Raw genomic sequence first — 14,703 nt, 5'->3', positions numbered from 1 at the left:
ACGGGGCGGGGCCGGTCTCGGCCGGGCGGGTGTCCGCCGATGAAACAGTCCCTGAACCCTTGTGTCAACGGTGTTGACGTAACCTGATGATTAACTGGCCGGGCTGCTGGCATGGCGTGATGCGTGACTGGTCGGTGGCATAGCGTGGTGCGCGACCGGTGGGCGGCATGGCTTGTGGCGCGACCGGTGGGTGGCGTGGCTTGTGGCGCGGCCGGTGGCCGGGGAACGGTCGAGATGACGGCCCTGAAGCGGGCGGTCGGAGCGGAGGGGATGGGCGTGGCGGAGAGCGAGCGCGTACGCGTGCCGGCCGAGCGCAAGCGGCGCCGGCCGACGAGTTCCGGTGTGGTGCTGACCGCCGATCTCATCGTCGACGCGGCGTGCCGGCTGATCGACGCACAGGGCGCACAGGCCTTCACCGTACGGAAACTCGGCGCGGCCCTCGGCGCCGATCCCTCCGCCGTCTACCGCTACTTCCGCAACACCGAGGACCTGCTGCTGGCGCTGGCCGACCGGCTGATCGGCGAGTCCATGGACGGGTTCGAGCGCACCGGCGACTGGGCCGCTGACCTGCGCGACTTCGGCCTGCGCGCCTACCGCTCGGCGCTGCGCCATCCGCAGATCGCCGTTTTCAGCACCGTCCGCGTCACCGGCCGCCCGCACGAACAGCGCGCCGTCGACACCGGCCTCAGCCTGCTCCTGGAGGCCGGCTTCGACGAGGCCACCGCCGTGCGCCACTATCACGTGCTCGTCGACACGGTCCTCGGCCACGCGGCCCTCGACGCCGGCTTTCTGCGGCTGGCCCCCGCCCAGCGCGCGGCCGACGAACAAGCCTGGCAGGCCGCGTACGGCAACCTGCCCGCGGACGAGTACCCGAGCGTGCACCGCGTACGGGACCACCTTCCCCTCATGTCGGGCACGGCGGTCGAGGCGGCACTTGATCTGCTGATCGCCGCGCTTCGCGCATCTGGTGACAGCTAGCGCCAACTCATCTCATCGTGGGGGGAGTTGGCGCTGCCGCCGTTGCTGGGTTCCCTCGCTGTGGCGGCGTCGGCGGGGGTGCCGGCGGGGTTGTCGGCGGGGGCACCGGTGGGCCGGAGTGCGTAGCCGTCGCCGGAATCGACGCGCCTGTCCGGCTGCCCATCCGGCCGCCTGTACGGCTGCCCATCCGGCCGCCTGTCTGGCCGCCTGTCCGGCTGCCCGTGGCCCGGGAGGCGGCCTGCCCCGGAAGCCGCAGGCGGGCGGGCGGCAGGCAGGTGGGCGACAGATCAGGCAGGGAAACCGACAGATTGGCTATCGATCCCGGCATTTCCCTCAAATGGGTGCAAACATGGTGCATGCCCTTTCGACGGCGGGTGCACATGCCTGGACTACGACGCGGACGGCCAGATCTGGGCCCTGGGCTGATCCTGATCCCGATCGGTCTCATCGTCGCGGTCGTGGTGATCGACGTGCTCTCCCCGCCCAACGTCCATCTCGGGCCGCTGCTGGTCGCCGCGCCCGCCATCACGGCGGCATTCGCCGGCCCCCGCTGGACCGCCGCGATCGGCGTGCTGGCGGTCGCCGCCCAGGTGTGCATCGGCATCACACGGGGCGTCCTGCTCACCGAGAACATCCAGGCGCAGATCGTCGCGCTGGTGGTCGTCTCCGCACTGGTCGTGCTCTTCACCGCCGTACGGGACCGCAACGAGCGGCGGCTCACCCAGAGCCGTTCGGTGGCCGGCGTCGCCCAGCAGGTCCTGCTGCGACCGCTGCCCCGGTACAGCGGCACGCTGGAGATCGCCTCGCTGTACCTGGCGGCGGAAGAGGAGGCGGAGATGGGGGGCGACCTCTTCGCGGCGGCGCGCACCGCGCTGAGCACTCGGCTGATCATCGGCGATGTGCGGGGCAAGGGGCTGCCCGCCTATGGTCAAGCCGCGCTCATCCTCGGAGCTTTCCGGGCCGCTGCCCACCGGCAGGCCACGCTGGTCAATCTCGCCATTCATCTCGACGGCGCCGTCCGCTGGGACAGCGGCCAGTGGCGCGCCGCTCCGGGCCCCGGGGGTGCGGCCGCGGCGCGGGAGGGGGACACGGACGAGGGGAAAGCGGCCGCGGACGGAGTCGACGGCGACAGCGACACCCACGCCGCAACCGGCACCCACGCCGTAACTGGCACCGGCACCGGCACCAGTACCGCCATCGACACCGACGAGGCCTTCGCGACCGCCTCGCTCTTCGATATCCCCGACCACTGGCCCGTGCTCCGCACCATCACCTGCGGTCATCCGCCCGCCCTCCTGCTGCGCGGTGGCGAGACCATCACCCTGCATGCCCAGCGGCCCGCCCTGCCGATCGGGCTCGGCGGTCTGGCCGGGGCGCCCGAGTACGAGGTCGAGACCTTCCCCTTCGAGCCCGGAGACCTGTTGCTGCTGTACACGGACGGGGTGATCGAGGCCCGTGACAGCAGAGGTGCTTTCTATCCGCTCGCCGAGCGCGCCGCCGCCTGGAGCGCGACCAGTCCGCAGCTGCTGCTGCGCTGCCTGCGCGAAGAGCTGCTGACGCATACGGACGGCCGGCTGGGCGACGACGCCGCGGCGGTCGCGGTACGGCGCCTGCCCAGCCGTCCGTCAGGTACCGGACCCTAGGGGCGCCGAGCCGCCAGGCAACCACCACAGTTGTAGTACGTCACATCCCAGTGGTTGCCCTCCTTGTAGTAGATGTTGCCGCTGCCGGACTTCCACTTGGAGCCGCCGATGGAGGCGATCTGGTCGAACGAGGTGCAGGTGGCGTTGTTCCGGTCCGAGCAGCCGCCGCTGGAGGACCAGCTGATACCGGCCGTGCGGAACTTGCCGGTGGCCTACGCATGGCTGAGCTTGGCGAGCAGCACCGGAGTGGCGGCGTAGGCGGTGGCGGCGCCGCCCACCAAAGCTGCCGTCGCGAGCATGACAATGCCGGAGCCGGTCGCGGCCGTACGTCGGAGCATGGAGACCTCCTGGACGGGAAGGGCAAGGGCTCGAGCGTGGCCCGGCGGCGCCGGGAGCGTCAACTGTGCCTCGGGGGGCGGGAGTTGCTGGCGATGGCGTACGGGCGATGGCGTACGGGCGACGGCATGCGGGCGGCGGGTTGCGGACTACGGGCTCCCGCTCGACGAGCCCGGCCGTCCTGGTCATCCTGGCCGTCCGCTGCGTTCCAGTTGGAGCCGATGAAATGCGTCACGCCCACTCCAGATGCTTATTACGGGCAAATCGCTACAAAAAACTGGGGTGGAATGTCTGGAATGGGCGCCACCAAGGCATTTACCCCTCCTCCTTACTCCGCGCACGGCCTCCCGCCGACCCCCTCCGCCCCCACCTGACGCTTCCTCAGTGCCGCCCCACTTGATAAACACGTCCGAATCATCCCCAAGTGGCATGGGACGCGCACCATGATCGACCGCAACACCTCGGACCACCACATATTCGAGTTCGACCTTGCCGAGCACGAAACGCGGCGCCGTACCGAAGTCCTCGCGGCGCTGGGTGACAGCTGGAATCCCATCGAGGTGATGGAGGCCGAGGCGGAAGCCCAGCGGCTCCTCTACTCCGGTCTGGACGCCGAGCAGCAGGCCACCTACGACATGCTGGTCGCCGCGAACGTCCTGCCGGCCCCCGGGCGGGAGTGAGCATGCTGCCGCTCGATCCCACCGCCGACATCGGCCGCCGGGCCTGGGTCCCGTGTCCTGGATGCCAGGACGGCCGGGACTGTGCCACCTGCCTCGACGGGCGGACCTGCGCCGATCACTGGCGCTACCTTCTGTCGAACAAGGGCAGCCTGCTGCACCTCCAGTGCCCCAACTGCACCCACCTGTGGGCCTGGCAGTCGGGCTTCGGGGCGGGCGACGCCGGCCGTACCGCCCGCTGAGCCTGCTACGCGGCGCGCCGTTTCGCATCCTGCAGAGCAACCTCGAGCGCTTGCCCGGCGGGCGCCGCGAGGTCCGGCACCACACCGACACCCTCCCAGTTGGTCCCGGTGACGGTGTTGATCGTCCGGGCGGTCGGCACGGTAACGGTGATGTGCTCGGTCACCGGATGGCGGGCGGTCGGATGCGCCCCGCCCAGGGTCGTCTCCCCGACGATCACCGCGCGCCCGTGCGCCTGCAGGGTGTACGCCACGTCCTCGCCGCCCGAGAACGTGATGGCGCTGGTCAGCACGTACAACGGACGGTCGAGATAGCGCGGCGCGGGCAGCTGTGCGGCGGTCCAGTACTGCCGGGTGGAGTCCGTGGAGCGCTCGTAGATGTCGTTGAGGTGCACCTGATCGTCGGGGAAGAAGTAGCTGCACCACATGGCGGCGCCGGTGGGCGCACCGCCAGGACACTCCCGCAGATCGAGAATCAGCGCGCCGGTGTGGGCGACCAGTTCCATCGCCGCGCCGATCGCGCGGGCGCCTTCCCCGGCGTCGGCGATCCGCCGGATGTCGACGTAGCCGATATTGCCGTCGAGCTGCTCGACGCGGCGGATGCCCTGGTTCTCGGCCCGCAGGAGCGCAAGGAACGCCGCCCGGCCTTCGTCCTCGTCCGCCGGTGCGGTGGACTGCGGCTCGTCCCGCCACAGCAACCGAAGGTGCTTGTCCGGGCAGACCTCTTGCAGATGCGCGGTCACCATCTCGCAGAAACCGGGACCACTCAGCCCGTCGTACTCCCCGGCGGCGAGGCGGAACCGGAGCGCCTTGTCGATCTCGGCGGCCCGGTCAGGGAAGACATAGCCGGCCACGATGCGATCGAGGGCGCCGCCGACTGTGTGCGCGTTGGTAGCCATAGCTGGTGATCATAGGGCTGGTAGCGTGCAAGGCATGGAGCTGCGCGCGCGATCGCTTTGGCTGTTGACCGAACCGCTGCACGCCGTCACGTACTTCGACGAGGAATGCCGCGACCTGGGCAAAGCCCTTGGCCTCAAGGGCTTTTGGATGGGCTACTTCGCCTCGCGCACCGCACCGCTGGGCGCCGTGGAACCCGCCCTCGCCACCGCCGTGCTCGGGGTGTTCGCGCCGGGCATGATCGCCCGTGCGCTGCCCGCCGCTTGGGGGATCGTCAGCCCGGCACATGTCCTCGACGAGCGCGCCCGCCGCGCCGCCGACGCCCTGCGCAGGATCCACCCCGGCCTGGACGGGACGGCCGCCGAGCTGTCGGACCCCCTCCTGGCGATCGTCGAGGCCGCACCAGCCGTCGCGCGGCCGCTCTTCGCCGCGAACCGCGCGCTCTGCGACCACGCCGACCCGGTCGAACGGCTGTGGCAACTGAGCACCGCGCTACGCGAGTTCAGAGGCGACGCGCACCTTGCCGTACTCGCCGACGAAGGACTCGACGGCTGCGAAGCCCTGGTCCTCGCCGCCGCCTCGGGCCGCGTCCCCAAGGACACCATGCGGCAGGACCGCGGCTGGAGCGAGGAGGAATGGGCGGCGGCCGCCGACCGGTTGCGCTCCCGCGGGCTGGTGGACCAGCGGGGTGACGCAACCGAGCGCGGCAGGCAGGAGCGGACCCGCATCGAGGAGGCGACCGACCGCCTGGCGGCACACCTGCTCCGCCCGTTCCCCGGACCGGAGACCGACCGGCTCCTGGAGGGACTGGAAGGCGTCGTACGGCGCATCTTGGCCGCGGATGTACTGCCGTTCCCCAACCCGATCGGCCTGCCGCACCCCCACAAGGCCGGGGCCGGAAACCGTCCCGGAACCAGCGGGTCCCGGAACTAGCGGGTCCCAGCACCAGCGGGCCCAGGCCCCAGGCCCCGGGCCTCGGCGCTCCCGCCGCCCGCCGGAACCCGGTTCATATACGGGCGCCCTCGCGCCCCTTGAGCCTCTGCGCCAGATCAACCGTGTCGGACGCCGACGGCGCCTGGACGGTGACCGGCTTATTGACGTCGAAGAAGTGGACGGCGAGGTCCAGCGGGCCGCGGTCGGTCTTCGCACGCTCGCGGAACTTCACCGTACGGTCGTCGGGCCCGACCCACAGGTCGAGCTTCAGCGCGTCCACCCCGAGCTGCTTGTACCGCTCGATCGCCTTCTCGCGGCGCTTGGCACTCAGCGCGTCCTTGGCGTTCGGCCGCTTGAGCAGCTCGTCCACCGAGACCGTCCCGGCGTAGTGCGTCGTCCGCACGCCGTCGACGGTCTCCGCGCCGACCTTCTTGACGTCACCGGCCTGGGCCAGCAACGACGCCTGCGCCGCCGGGTCCTGGTCGGCCTGCTGCTCCATGCCCCCGAAGCCGCCCCCGCCGCCGACGCCCTTGCCCTTCATCGGGAACTTCAGCCAGTGCTTGCCGTGCAGGGCGGCGGCCGCGCGCTCGCCGCCACCGATATACACCGCGCCGTCGATGAGCCGGACCGAGAATTCGCCCTCCTGCCGGCCGCCCGACGCCTTCATCCGCATATCCATGACCCGCGGACGGAGGCTGAAGGACACCTTGCCCTCGACGGCCCCTTGGCCGCCGATCTTGCCATTGATGCGGTACGACACCGAGTTGAGCTTGGCGCCCTTGTCGACGGCCTTGCGTACCGCGGCGACCGGCGCGGCCCGGAACTTCTCCGACGCGGCCGACCGATCGCGCGGCGCGCCGTCGGGAGACGAACACGCCGCCGTACCGCACAGCATCACGCCGGCGAGCAGCGCACCGAGGACCCGGACCGAAGAACGGGAAACCGAGAGCGACGGTGAAAGCGAAGGATGGTGAGTCATGGCCCCCCCATGAAGTGCGGATGCAGTGCGGATGGAGTACGGATCAAGTGTGGATGGGGTACGGATGGGGTACGGACAGGAACTGCGCAACATGCAGCGTGGATCACGCTGAAGGGAACACGAAGCGCGGATCGGCGAACAGTCGAATGCATGTCTGATGGAGACAGTAACCCACCGCACTGACAACCCGTGTTCTGCTTCTTCCTGGTCAAGTGAGCGGAGCCGCAGTTCAGAGGACCTGCGATGCCCGCGCGTCGCACCCGGGGGAGAACTGGGGCGGGCGGTTGCAAGGATATTTTCAGTTGGTGTGTGGATGCCTGCTTTGGGGTGCTTTGTTAGACAAGATCGGATCACCTGCGGAGGTGCGGCGTTGTCTGGGTATGGAGCCTAGAGAGTTGTGGGACCGCAACGCCGTACTGGCAGAAGCGTTTTGTCTTGGGGACGAGCGAGTGCGCGAGGCGCAGGCGAGGCTGGATGAGGCACAGGCCGACCGGTCGCGGGTCCTGGCGGCGTTTGCGGTGACCGTGGGCAGCACAGGCGCGGTCGCGGGACTGTTCGGACTGAACGAGCGCGAAGTGCGCATCGCCCGGCGCACGGTGGGCAAGGACGACGCCCGCGCGGTTGCCGAGCAGCTGCTCTCCGCGGCTCCCAACGCGCCGGCCCGGGAGCCGGACAGCGCCGGACCGGTCGCCGATACCTCTGCCGAAATCCCTTCCGACTCCGGCTCGTCATCGATTTCCTCAGGTACCCGGTCGACAGCCACGCCTCGCGAGAATCGCGAGAGCCCAGGCGCCGCGCCGGAGCCTTCCTGGTCGGCGGCGCTGGATGCGGTGCTCGTCGGCAGCTGGCAGACCGGCGTGGACCTGCGCGAACTGGCCACCGAATTTGGACTCGACTTCAGCCGGCTGCTCGCCCGCGCCCAACAGCTGGCGTCCCAGGGCCGGTTCCCGCATGGCCACGGTCACACCGGCGAGACCTATGGGGGACGCCACCGCCGGGGCCCCGGCGATCTGCGCGACGCCGAGTGCACCATTCCCGCACAGCAGACCGCTGCCTGGAACGCCGCCCCTTCCGGGCACGCCATGGGATCCGCCTGGCACACGGGTACGACGCAATCGGCCGAGACCGTGGCGGACATGGCCACCCTCGCCCCGGACTGGGACAGCGCCCTCGCCCCGTGGGGCACCATCGCGCAGTCGCACGAGGAGCCAGAGCCGTCCCACCAGCCCTGGACCCAGTACCACCTCAGCTCCTGACGCACCCTGCCTTGCTACGTACCCCCGCCCCGCCTCGGTGACCGACCGGCGGGGCTTTGTCGGGCCCGCAGGCGCGGCGATCGTCGGAGCGATTGGCGGGCTGAGGGGGATCTGAGGGAGGGGAGGCGGACAGGGGGCGGAAGGAAAGGCGGAAGGAAAGACAGAAGGGGGAGGAAGGGAAGAAGGGAAAACCATGGCTGACAGGGCTGGCACGGCTGACGGGGTTGACAGGGCCGGCAGGGGAGTCCCTGCGGGGCCGCTGGAAGGCAAGGTGGCGCTGGTGGCCGGCGCCACTCGCGGCGCCGGGCGCGCGATCGCGGTGGAACTGGCCCGTGCGGGCGCCACCGTCTATGCCACTGGACGCAGCAGCCGGACGGGTGGCCGCTCGGAGATCAACCGGCCGGAGACAATCGAAGAGACCGGCGAGCTCATCGCCGCCGCCGGGGGCACCGGCACGGCCCTGCGGGTGGATCACCTCGACGGCGATCAGGTACGCGACCTCGTCCAGCGCATCGACCACGACCAGGGCCGACTCGATGTGCTGGTCAACGACATCTTCGGCGGCGACACCTATGCCCAGTTCGGCGCCACCCTGTGGGAGCACACCCTCGCCGATGGACTGCGGATGCTGCGGATGGGCATCGACACCCACGCGATCACCAGCCATCACGCGCTGTCGCTGCTCATCCGGCGCCCTGGCGGGCTGGTCATCGAGATGACCGACGGCACCGCGGAATACAACGCGGCCTACCGCCATCACGAGGGCTTCTTCTACGACCTGGTCAAAGCCGCCGTCCAGCGTATGACCCTCGCCCAGAGCCATGAACTCGCCCCGTATCGCTGCGCGGCCGTCGCCGTGACTCCCGGCTGGCTGCGCTCGGAGAAGATGCTGGAGGCCTTCTGTGTGGCCGAGGCGAACTGGCGCGACGCCACGACCCGCGTGCCGCACTTCTGCATCTCGGAGTCCCCGACGTACGTCGCCCGCGCCGTGACCGCGCTCGCCGCCGACCCGGACGTCGCCCGCTGGACGGGCAAGGTCGTCTCCAGCGGACAACTGGCCCCTCTCTACGGCTTCACCGACACCGACGGCACCCAACCGGACTGCTGGCGCTATGTCGTGGAGGTCCAGGACGCCGGCCTTCCCGCCGGCGACAGCGGATATCGCTGAGGAGGAAAGGGCGAGGGGAGGGAGCAGGAGGGGAGGGAGCCGAGGGCGAAGGGAGCAGGAGGCGAGAGCGAGGGGAGAAGCGACGGAATGTGCGAAATCAGTTACGGATAGGGCTGGCGACGACTAATTCAGTGGAATGCATGGCCGAAGCGGTGTGGAATCAGTAGGATTCGGTCTGAGGCTCAGCCTCAGTCCCACCGTCGTCGCGTAGCAGCCACCACACCCAAGGACCCCGATGACCGCCCCGTCCTCCGACCGGCCACTGTCGCCGACGGAACGCACTCGCCACCGACGCCTGCGGGAACAGGGCAGCCTGGACCGGGCCGAGCTGGACGCCGTACTCGCGGCCGGATTTGTCTGTCACCTCGGGGTGACCGTGGACGGCACGGTGATGGTCGTCCCCACCGTCTACGGCGCGGACGGCAGCACGCTCTACTTCCACGGCTCGGTGGCCGGCCGCAGCCTCGTCGCGTCACCCGGAGCAGCGGTGTGTGTGACGGTCACCCATGTCGACGGGCTCGTCCTGGCCCGCTCCGTGTTCGAGCACGGCGTCAACTACCGCAGCGCGATGATCTACGGAGTGCCCCGCCTGGTCACCGACGAGGAGGAGAAGCTCGCAGGCCTGCGCTGTCTGACGGAACAGTCCGCACCGGGCCAGTGGGACTACGCCCGCCGCCCCAGCCGCAAGGAACTGGCCGCCACCGCGCTGCTCGCACTCTCCCTCGACGAGGCGTCGCTGAAGATCCGTACCGGACCGCCCGACGACGGCGACACCCCGGACGCCGAACTGGGCCTATGGGCCGGGGTCCTGCCGCTGCACACCACATGGGGCGCCCTCCAGCCGGACCCTCACCTGGCCGCCGCCATCACCCCGCCCCCGCACCTGGCACAGCGCACGGGCGGCGCCACGGAGCGCCCCGCCCACTGAGCGCTTGGCGGCCTCTGCGGCCTCTGCGGCCTCTGCGGCCTTGAGGAGCGTGCGCGGAGGAGTGTCACCGGACGGGCTACCTGATCGCTTCCTCGACCAGGTAGGCCACCAAGGCCGCCGAAACCGGCGTCAGCGCACGAACCGCCGAAGCGTTGCCTGCCACATCTCGCACCACAGCACGCCCTGCACAACCCCCAGGGCCCGAGACCGGCAGGAGTCGTCCGTGATCGCCGGCAGCGCCTCTTCGATCACGGGCAGCAGATCCTGCGCGAACGCGGCCCCCGGACGGAAGTCGAGGTACCTGCTCCTGCGGGTGGCCGGCTCCACGGCGAACATCTGCGCATGACGGTGCCGTGTGGCCGCGTCCGTCGACTCCAGCAGTTCCCGCGCGTGGTCAACGGTCACCTCCCGCAGTCCGCATGCGGCCGTCCGGTCGCCGTCATGCCCGTGGGCGAGGCAGCGGGCACGCAGGGTGTCCGCCAGCAGTGCGGCCGGTTCGGCGGCCAGTGCCTCCTGTACGTACTCATCGAAGTGCTTCGCCGCCCCGGCAACGACGAAGGGCTCCACATGGAGCAGCAAGTCCTGGAGAGCGAACAGCCCGTCCGCGCCGCCCTCCCGCACGCGCCGCGCACGCTCGTCGAGGATCCCGGCCATCAGCTCCCGCAGTGGTTCCAGCGCGGCCACCCGTTTCGTGACTTTCGGGAACGGCGTCAGGCAGTGCCGTGTGACGGTGTATCCCAGGCTCCCCCGCACGGCGTCGGTCAGTTCGGTGCGGATCGGCTCCCGGTACGCGGAGTCGGCCAGTACGGATTCGACACCATCGGTGCCCCGCCGCTGTATCCACTGCAGGGCGAAGACGCGCTGCTCGTCCGCCGGCTCACCGAGCGGCATTCCCACCCGCGTCATCAGGGCGAGCAGCCCGAGGTCGACACCGACGCCCCAGAAGTCGCCCCCCAGCGTTTTGCTCTGCAGCCCGAGCAGGGGCTCACGGGTCTCGCCCGCCTCGCGCATCCGTGCCGCGATCGACGCCACCACCGGCTCCAGGCCGGCGACGGGCTGCCGTAGTCCCGCGTACCGGCGGAGGAACTTCGTCAGCCAGGCGTTCGCGCCCTTCGCCGACTCGGCGGAGGCGGGCTCCGCCTCCCCGGTGAGCTGTTCCAGCAGGCCGACGCGTGCCATCAGGGCGAGCCATGTCTCGGCGGCCCTGGTCTTCGCCGCGGCCGAGGAGCCTCGGGGCTCCGGCAAGTGGGTCCCCAGGTGTCCGGCCGTGTCGGGGTGCTCCGCCAGGTCCCGCTCCAGAGGCGCCGCCCATGCCTCCCACACGGGCGCCGTCGCCTTCTCCAGTCCGCCGTTGCGCAGCAGAAGGTGGAAGATCTCGGTGTTGGTGTCGTCGGCGGCCGGTGGGCCGCCGGTTCCCTCCGCCAGCTCGTCGGCGAAGGACGTGGGGATGTCCCGCCGCCGGTACTGCGTGACCCCGTCCCGGACGATGGACGTGGGGGTCTCGCTCTCCCTGCGGCACCACTCGAGCACGAGCCGGCGGTAGCTCTCGTACGCTTCGCTCGCCGACGAGCGCGCGGCGATGGCGTCCCGGTACTGCCTGAGCAACTTCTCGTCGACGATGCCGAGCACGCCGAACTCCGAGACGAGCTCCCGCAGAACACTCTCGTCGATGCCGCCCAGCCGCATCTCGGCGGCCCTTGCCTCGGTGTAGAGCGGCCGGGCCATCGCGACACTGCCCGCCGCGGCCACGATCCGCGCGCCCTCGTCCAGGGCGTACGGCAGGAGCTCGGGGTGAGGTGCGGTCAGCTTCTTCAGACTCGCCTGGAGCTGGGTCGCGGCCCGGCCCGGCTTGGTCTCAGCCGTCTTCGCGCAGGTACGCAACGGAGCGAGCAGCCCCATCGCCTGCCGTGCCAGCTCCGGGTGCACCCGGCAGACCCGGGACAGGAAGTCCAGGGGCCGTACCGGCGCCCTGCCGACCGGCGCGGCCTCGCCCGCGTCCGGCTCCAGGCCCAGCGCCCGCGCCACCGCGTCCTGCGCCTCGACCGCCCGCGCCACGACCAGCCGTACAAAACACCCGCCGTCCTCCAGCAACGGCGATCCGTAGCGGCGCGCGGTCAGCAGCTCCTCGTCCGGACCGGCAGGATCGCCCGCCAGCACCGCGCCCGCGTCGAGAAGCTGACGTGCGTCGGCAGGCTGCCGCGGCTTCGGGGATCCGGCCTCCGGTGCGCCCGCCGCGGCGTACTCCGCGCACGCGACGAGAAAGGACTGATACCCGGAGGCCGAGTCGGCCGGCATGGTCCCGAACGAGTGCCCCGCAGAGGCCTCCCGCTCGTCGTAGAGGGCTGCCATCGCTCTGATCCCCTCGGACCAGACGGTCCGGGGCACCGCGTCGTACGTCCCTGACCCCTGCCGCCCCCGGACGTTGGTGAACCAGAAGTCATGCAGGCTCACCGGCGCCGCAGGTCCCTGATAGCGCAGGTCGGCCGCCATGCCGTACGCGCGCCCCTGGTGCCCGAAGGTGAAACCGGCACGCTCCCCGCCGATACGTCCGCCGAACCGCGCCACCAGGTGCTCGAAGCGGGCACCGGACTCGTACGTGGCGCCGTGGAAGACCGTGATCCCCTCCCGTGCGCTCCGTGCCCCCGGCGCCGGTGAGCAGTCCGGCCGTACGTACACCGCGCGGTTCAGCTGCTCGATCCCCTGCTCCCCGCCCAGCGGATCCAGCAGCTTCCGCCAGCGCTCCAGCAGTCCGGTGCCGCGCGGGTCGAGGAGCACCGGATGCGGGATCACTACGACGGCGTCGTCCAGCTCGTGGTCCCCGTCGAGTCCCGTCACCATCAGCGCACCGTCCGGGCGGGGCGCGACGCCCGTGAGCACCCCGGCCCGCCGCACGTCCGGCCCGCCCGCCCCGTCCCCCGCCCCGCCGCACGGCGCGATCACCGCGTACCGCAGAGCGCACTGCCAGTACGGGTCGGGCCACACCTGCCGTATCAACGCGGCGGGCACCGGCAGGGATTGCGTCATCCACCGCTCGACACTCGTCAGCGCCTGGGCGGCATGGTCGCCGATCCACTCAGCCAGCGCGGTCAGCTCCCGCACCAGCGGCTCGGCCTTGAGCGCGGGCGGCACCTTCTTCAGCTCGCGCCCCGCCGCGGTGCGGCAGCGGAGCACCGGCTTCGGCACGGCCCAGGGATCGAGTGCCAGCTCATAGTCCCCGGCAGCCCTCCAGGCAGTGGTCGAACTCATCGTGTGTACCCCCGTGGTGCATCGGTGCCCGCACTTCCCCGAGCAGGCGATCACAACCTACTAGGAGCCACTGACAGCACTCCCCGCAGAACTCCCCGCAGACCGTGAACACCCCCGTCACAGCCGGGGGTCGACCGGCTCCGACTCCAGCGCCACTACGACGAACACGGCCTCGTGCACCCGCCTGCATCAGCCGCTCTGGGCCCGGTCGTACACCTTCTTCTGCGCGCCTGCGTAGCTACCGTCCCACCGGCCGGCGCCGCATTTCCCTGTGAGGCGCCGGACCCGGTTTGCGTGTGCACCTACCCGTCCCCCGAGTCGACGAGTGGGAGACGAATGAGAGAGGGGTCAGAGAGGAGTGGGAGAGGAGTGGGAGATGATCTTGGCGAATCGCCTTTGGTGGCCGACATTGGGCTCTGGCATTGCGGGCTGCCTTCCGCTCCTCTTGAAGGCCTCCGTGCTCCCTCTCAGCCTGCCGTCTGCCCCGCACTCGGCGCCAGCACGTCGGCCGCGACCAGGGCGAACAGCGCAATCCCCAGCAGAATCCGGTAGACGACGAACGGCATGAAGCTCCTGTTGGAGATGAACTTCATGAACCACGCGATCACTGCGTAGCCGACGACGAACGCGATGACCGTGGCGAAGAGGGTGGGGCCCCAAGCCGTATGACCTTCGCCGGCGTCCTTCAACTCGAAGACGCCGGAGGCCAGTACGGCCGGGATGGCCAGCAGGAAGGAATAGCGGGCGGCGGATTCGCGGGTGTAGCCCATCAGAAGGCCGCCGGAGATGGTGGCGCCGGAACGGGAGACACCGGGGATCAGCGCCATGGCCTGACAGATGCCGTACAGCAGACCGTCCTTGACGGAGAGGTCGGCGAGGTCCTTGCGCTGCTTGGCGGCGCGGTGGCGACCGCCGGCCTCGTCGCGGGCGGCCAGCCGGTCGGCGATGCCGAGTACGACGCCCATCACGATCAACGTCGTGGCGATCAGCCGCAGATCGCGGAACGGGCCCTCGATCGCGTCCTTGAGCGTGATGCCCAGCACGCCGATCGGAACGGAACCGACGATCACTAGCCAGCCCATCTGGGCGTCGTGGTCATGGCGCAGCTCCCGGTTGACGAGGGAACGTGCCCAGGTCGAGATGATCCGCGCAATGTCCTTGCGGAAATAGATGATGACGGCGGCTTCGGTACCGATCTGGGTGATCGCGGTGAAGGCCGCACCAGGGTCGTTCCAGCCGGCGAACGCCGCGGTCAGGCGGAGATGCGCGCTGGAAGAGATGGGCAGAAACTCCGTCAACCCTTGGACGAGTCCGAGGACGAAAGATTCAAACCAAGTCATGGGAACGACGTATCCAGGGGTGATCAAGCGCTTGCCAGGCGCGCGGGGACAAGGGGGACGGTGGCAGCGTAACGTCCGAAGCT

At 70.3% G+C, this 14,703-nt stretch carries 13 protein-coding genes; 8 read left to right on the top strand and 5 right to left on the bottom strand.

What is annotated here, in order from left to right; all coding sequences use genetic code 11:
- Positions 1-234 precede the first annotated feature (234 nt).
- On the top strand, positions 235-978 hold the full coding sequence (locus tag ACZ4S3_RS00685; protein ID WP_467924118.1) for a TetR/AcrR family transcriptional regulator: 744 nt from the start codon (positions 235-237) through the stop codon (positions 976-978).
- A gap of 380 nt (positions 979-1,358) precedes the next feature.
- On the top strand, positions 1,359-2,621 hold the full coding sequence (locus ACZ4S3_RS00680; RefSeq protein ID WP_467924116.1) for a PP2C family protein-serine/threonine phosphatase: 1,263 nt from the start codon (positions 1,359-1,361) through the stop codon (positions 2,619-2,621).
- A 212-nt stretch (positions 2,622-2,833) separates the two neighbouring features.
- Here ACZ4S3_RS00680 and ACZ4S3_RS00675 read toward each other — a convergent pair whose 3' ends face one another.
- Positions 2,834-2,959, bottom strand: a complete 126-nt coding sequence (locus ACZ4S3_RS00675; RefSeq protein ID WP_467924115.1) for a hypothetical protein — start codon at positions 2,957-2,959, stop codon at positions 2,834-2,836.
- 441 nt (positions 2,960-3,400) lie between these two features.
- Between ACZ4S3_RS00675 and ACZ4S3_RS00670 the strand changes: the two genes are divergently transcribed.
- Positions 3,401-3,637 carry a DUF6400 family protein gene (locus tag ACZ4S3_RS00670; RefSeq protein ID WP_467924113.1) on the top strand — a complete coding sequence of 79 codons (237 nt, stop codon included), beginning with the start codon at positions 3,401-3,403 and terminating at the stop codon, positions 3,635-3,637.
- 2 nt (positions 3,638-3,639) lie between these two features.
- Positions 3,640-3,876: a hypothetical protein gene (locus ACZ4S3_RS00665; protein WP_467924111.1), complete on the top strand. Its 237-nt coding sequence runs from the start codon at positions 3,640-3,642 to the stop codon at positions 3,874-3,876.
- Positions 3,877-3,881: 5 nt separating this feature from the next.
- Here ACZ4S3_RS00665 and ACZ4S3_RS00660 read toward each other — a convergent pair whose 3' ends face one another.
- Entirely contained in the window at positions 3,882-4,772 is an 891-nt protein-coding gene (locus tag ACZ4S3_RS00660; RefSeq protein WP_467924109.1) for a S41 family peptidase, read from the bottom strand.
- Positions 4,773-4,806: 34 nt separating this feature from the next.
- Here ACZ4S3_RS00660 and ACZ4S3_RS00655 point away from each other — a divergent pair, with 34 nt between their 5' ends.
- Entirely contained in the window at positions 4,807-5,703 is an 897-nt protein-coding gene (locus tag ACZ4S3_RS00655; RefSeq protein WP_467924107.1) for an SCO6745 family protein, read from the top strand.
- 73 nt (positions 5,704-5,776) lie between these two features.
- Here the strand turns inward: ACZ4S3_RS00655 and ACZ4S3_RS00650 are convergent, their stop codons facing one another.
- On the bottom strand, positions 5,777-6,682 hold the full coding sequence (locus ACZ4S3_RS00650) for an SCO4651 family lipoprotein (RefSeq protein WP_467924105.1): 906 nt from the start codon (positions 6,680-6,682) through the stop codon (positions 5,777-5,779).
- 395 nt (positions 6,683-7,077) lie between these two features.
- On the opposite strand from ACZ4S3_RS00650, the gene ACZ4S3_RS00645 reads away from it, so the two are divergent.
- The 3 genes from ACZ4S3_RS00645 (at position 7,078) to ACZ4S3_RS00635 (ending at position 10,034) form a co-directional block, all read left to right on the top strand.
- Positions 7,078-7,938, top strand: a complete 861-nt coding sequence (locus ACZ4S3_RS00645; RefSeq protein WP_467924103.1) for a hypothetical protein — start codon at positions 7,078-7,080, stop codon at positions 7,936-7,938.
- A gap of 193 nt (positions 7,939-8,131) precedes the next feature.
- Positions 8,132-9,106, top strand: coding sequence for an SDR family oxidoreductase (locus ACZ4S3_RS00640; RefSeq protein WP_467924101.1), 975 nt, complete (start codon positions 8,132-8,134; stop codon positions 9,104-9,106).
- Positions 9,107-9,341: 235 nt separating this feature from the next.
- Positions 9,342-10,034, top strand: a complete 693-nt coding sequence (locus tag ACZ4S3_RS00635) for a pyridoxamine 5'-phosphate oxidase family protein (protein ID WP_467924099.1) — start codon at positions 9,342-9,344, stop codon at positions 10,032-10,034.
- A 129-nt stretch (positions 10,035-10,163) separates the two neighbouring features.
- Here the strand turns inward: ACZ4S3_RS00635 and ACZ4S3_RS00630 are convergent, their stop codons facing one another.
- Together ACZ4S3_RS00630 and ACZ4S3_RS00625 are read right to left on the bottom strand one after the other, a co-directional pair.
- On the bottom strand, positions 10,164-13,280 hold the full coding sequence (locus ACZ4S3_RS00630) for a DUF4132 domain-containing protein (RefSeq protein WP_467924097.1): 3,117 nt from the start codon (positions 13,278-13,280) through the stop codon (positions 10,164-10,166).
- 467 nt (positions 13,281-13,747) lie between these two features.
- Positions 13,748-14,620, bottom strand: coding sequence for an undecaprenyl-diphosphate phosphatase (locus tag ACZ4S3_RS00625; protein WP_467924095.1), 873 nt, complete (start codon positions 14,618-14,620; stop codon positions 13,748-13,750).
- Between the last annotated feature and the right edge of the window lie 83 nt (positions 14,621-14,703).

The organism is Streptomyces sp. NPDC028368 (assembly GCF_055565615.1).
This window is presented reverse-complemented; position numbering and strand designations above follow the sequence as displayed.

Bases quoted from the DNA above. Each gene is read 5' to 3' on its own strand.
- ACZ4S3_RS00685 (WP_467924118.1), top strand. From the start codon at position 235: ATGACGGCCCTGAAGCGGGCGGTCGGAGCGGAGGGGATGGGCGTGGCG.
- ACZ4S3_RS00680 (WP_467924116.1), top strand. From the start codon at position 1,359: ATGCCTGGACTACGACGCGGACGGCCAGATCTGGGCCCTGGGCTGATC.
- ACZ4S3_RS00675 (WP_467924115.1), bottom strand. From the start codon at position 2,959: ATGCTCCGACGTACGGCCGCGACCGGCTCCGGCATTGTCATGCTCGCG.
- ACZ4S3_RS00670 (WP_467924113.1), top strand. From the start codon at position 3,401: ATGATCGACCGCAACACCTCGGACCACCACATATTCGAGTTCGACCTT.
- ACZ4S3_RS00665 (WP_467924111.1), top strand. From the start codon at position 3,640: ATGCTGCCGCTCGATCCCACCGCCGACATCGGCCGCCGGGCCTGGGTC.
- ACZ4S3_RS00660 (WP_467924109.1), bottom strand. From the start codon at position 4,772: ATGGCTACCAACGCGCACACAGTCGGCGGCGCCCTCGATCGCATCGTG.
- ACZ4S3_RS00655 (WP_467924107.1), top strand. From the start codon at position 4,807: ATGGAGCTGCGCGCGCGATCGCTTTGGCTGTTGACCGAACCGCTGCAC.
- ACZ4S3_RS00650 (WP_467924105.1), bottom strand. From the start codon at position 6,682: ATGACTCACCATCCTTCGCTTTCACCGTCGCTCTCGGTTTCCCGTTCT.
- ACZ4S3_RS00640 (WP_467924101.1), top strand. From the start codon at position 8,132: ATGGCTGACAGGGCTGGCACGGCTGACGGGGTTGACAGGGCCGGCAGG.
- ACZ4S3_RS00635 (WP_467924099.1), top strand. From the start codon at position 9,342: ATGACCGCCCCGTCCTCCGACCGGCCACTGTCGCCGACGGAACGCACT.
- ACZ4S3_RS00630 (WP_467924097.1), bottom strand. From the start codon at position 13,280: ATGAGTTCGACCACTGCCTGGAGGGCTGCCGGGGACTATGAGCTGGCA.
- ACZ4S3_RS00625 (WP_467924095.1), bottom strand. From the start codon at position 14,620: ATGACTTGGTTTGAATCTTTCGTCCTCGGACTCGTCCAAGGGTTGACG.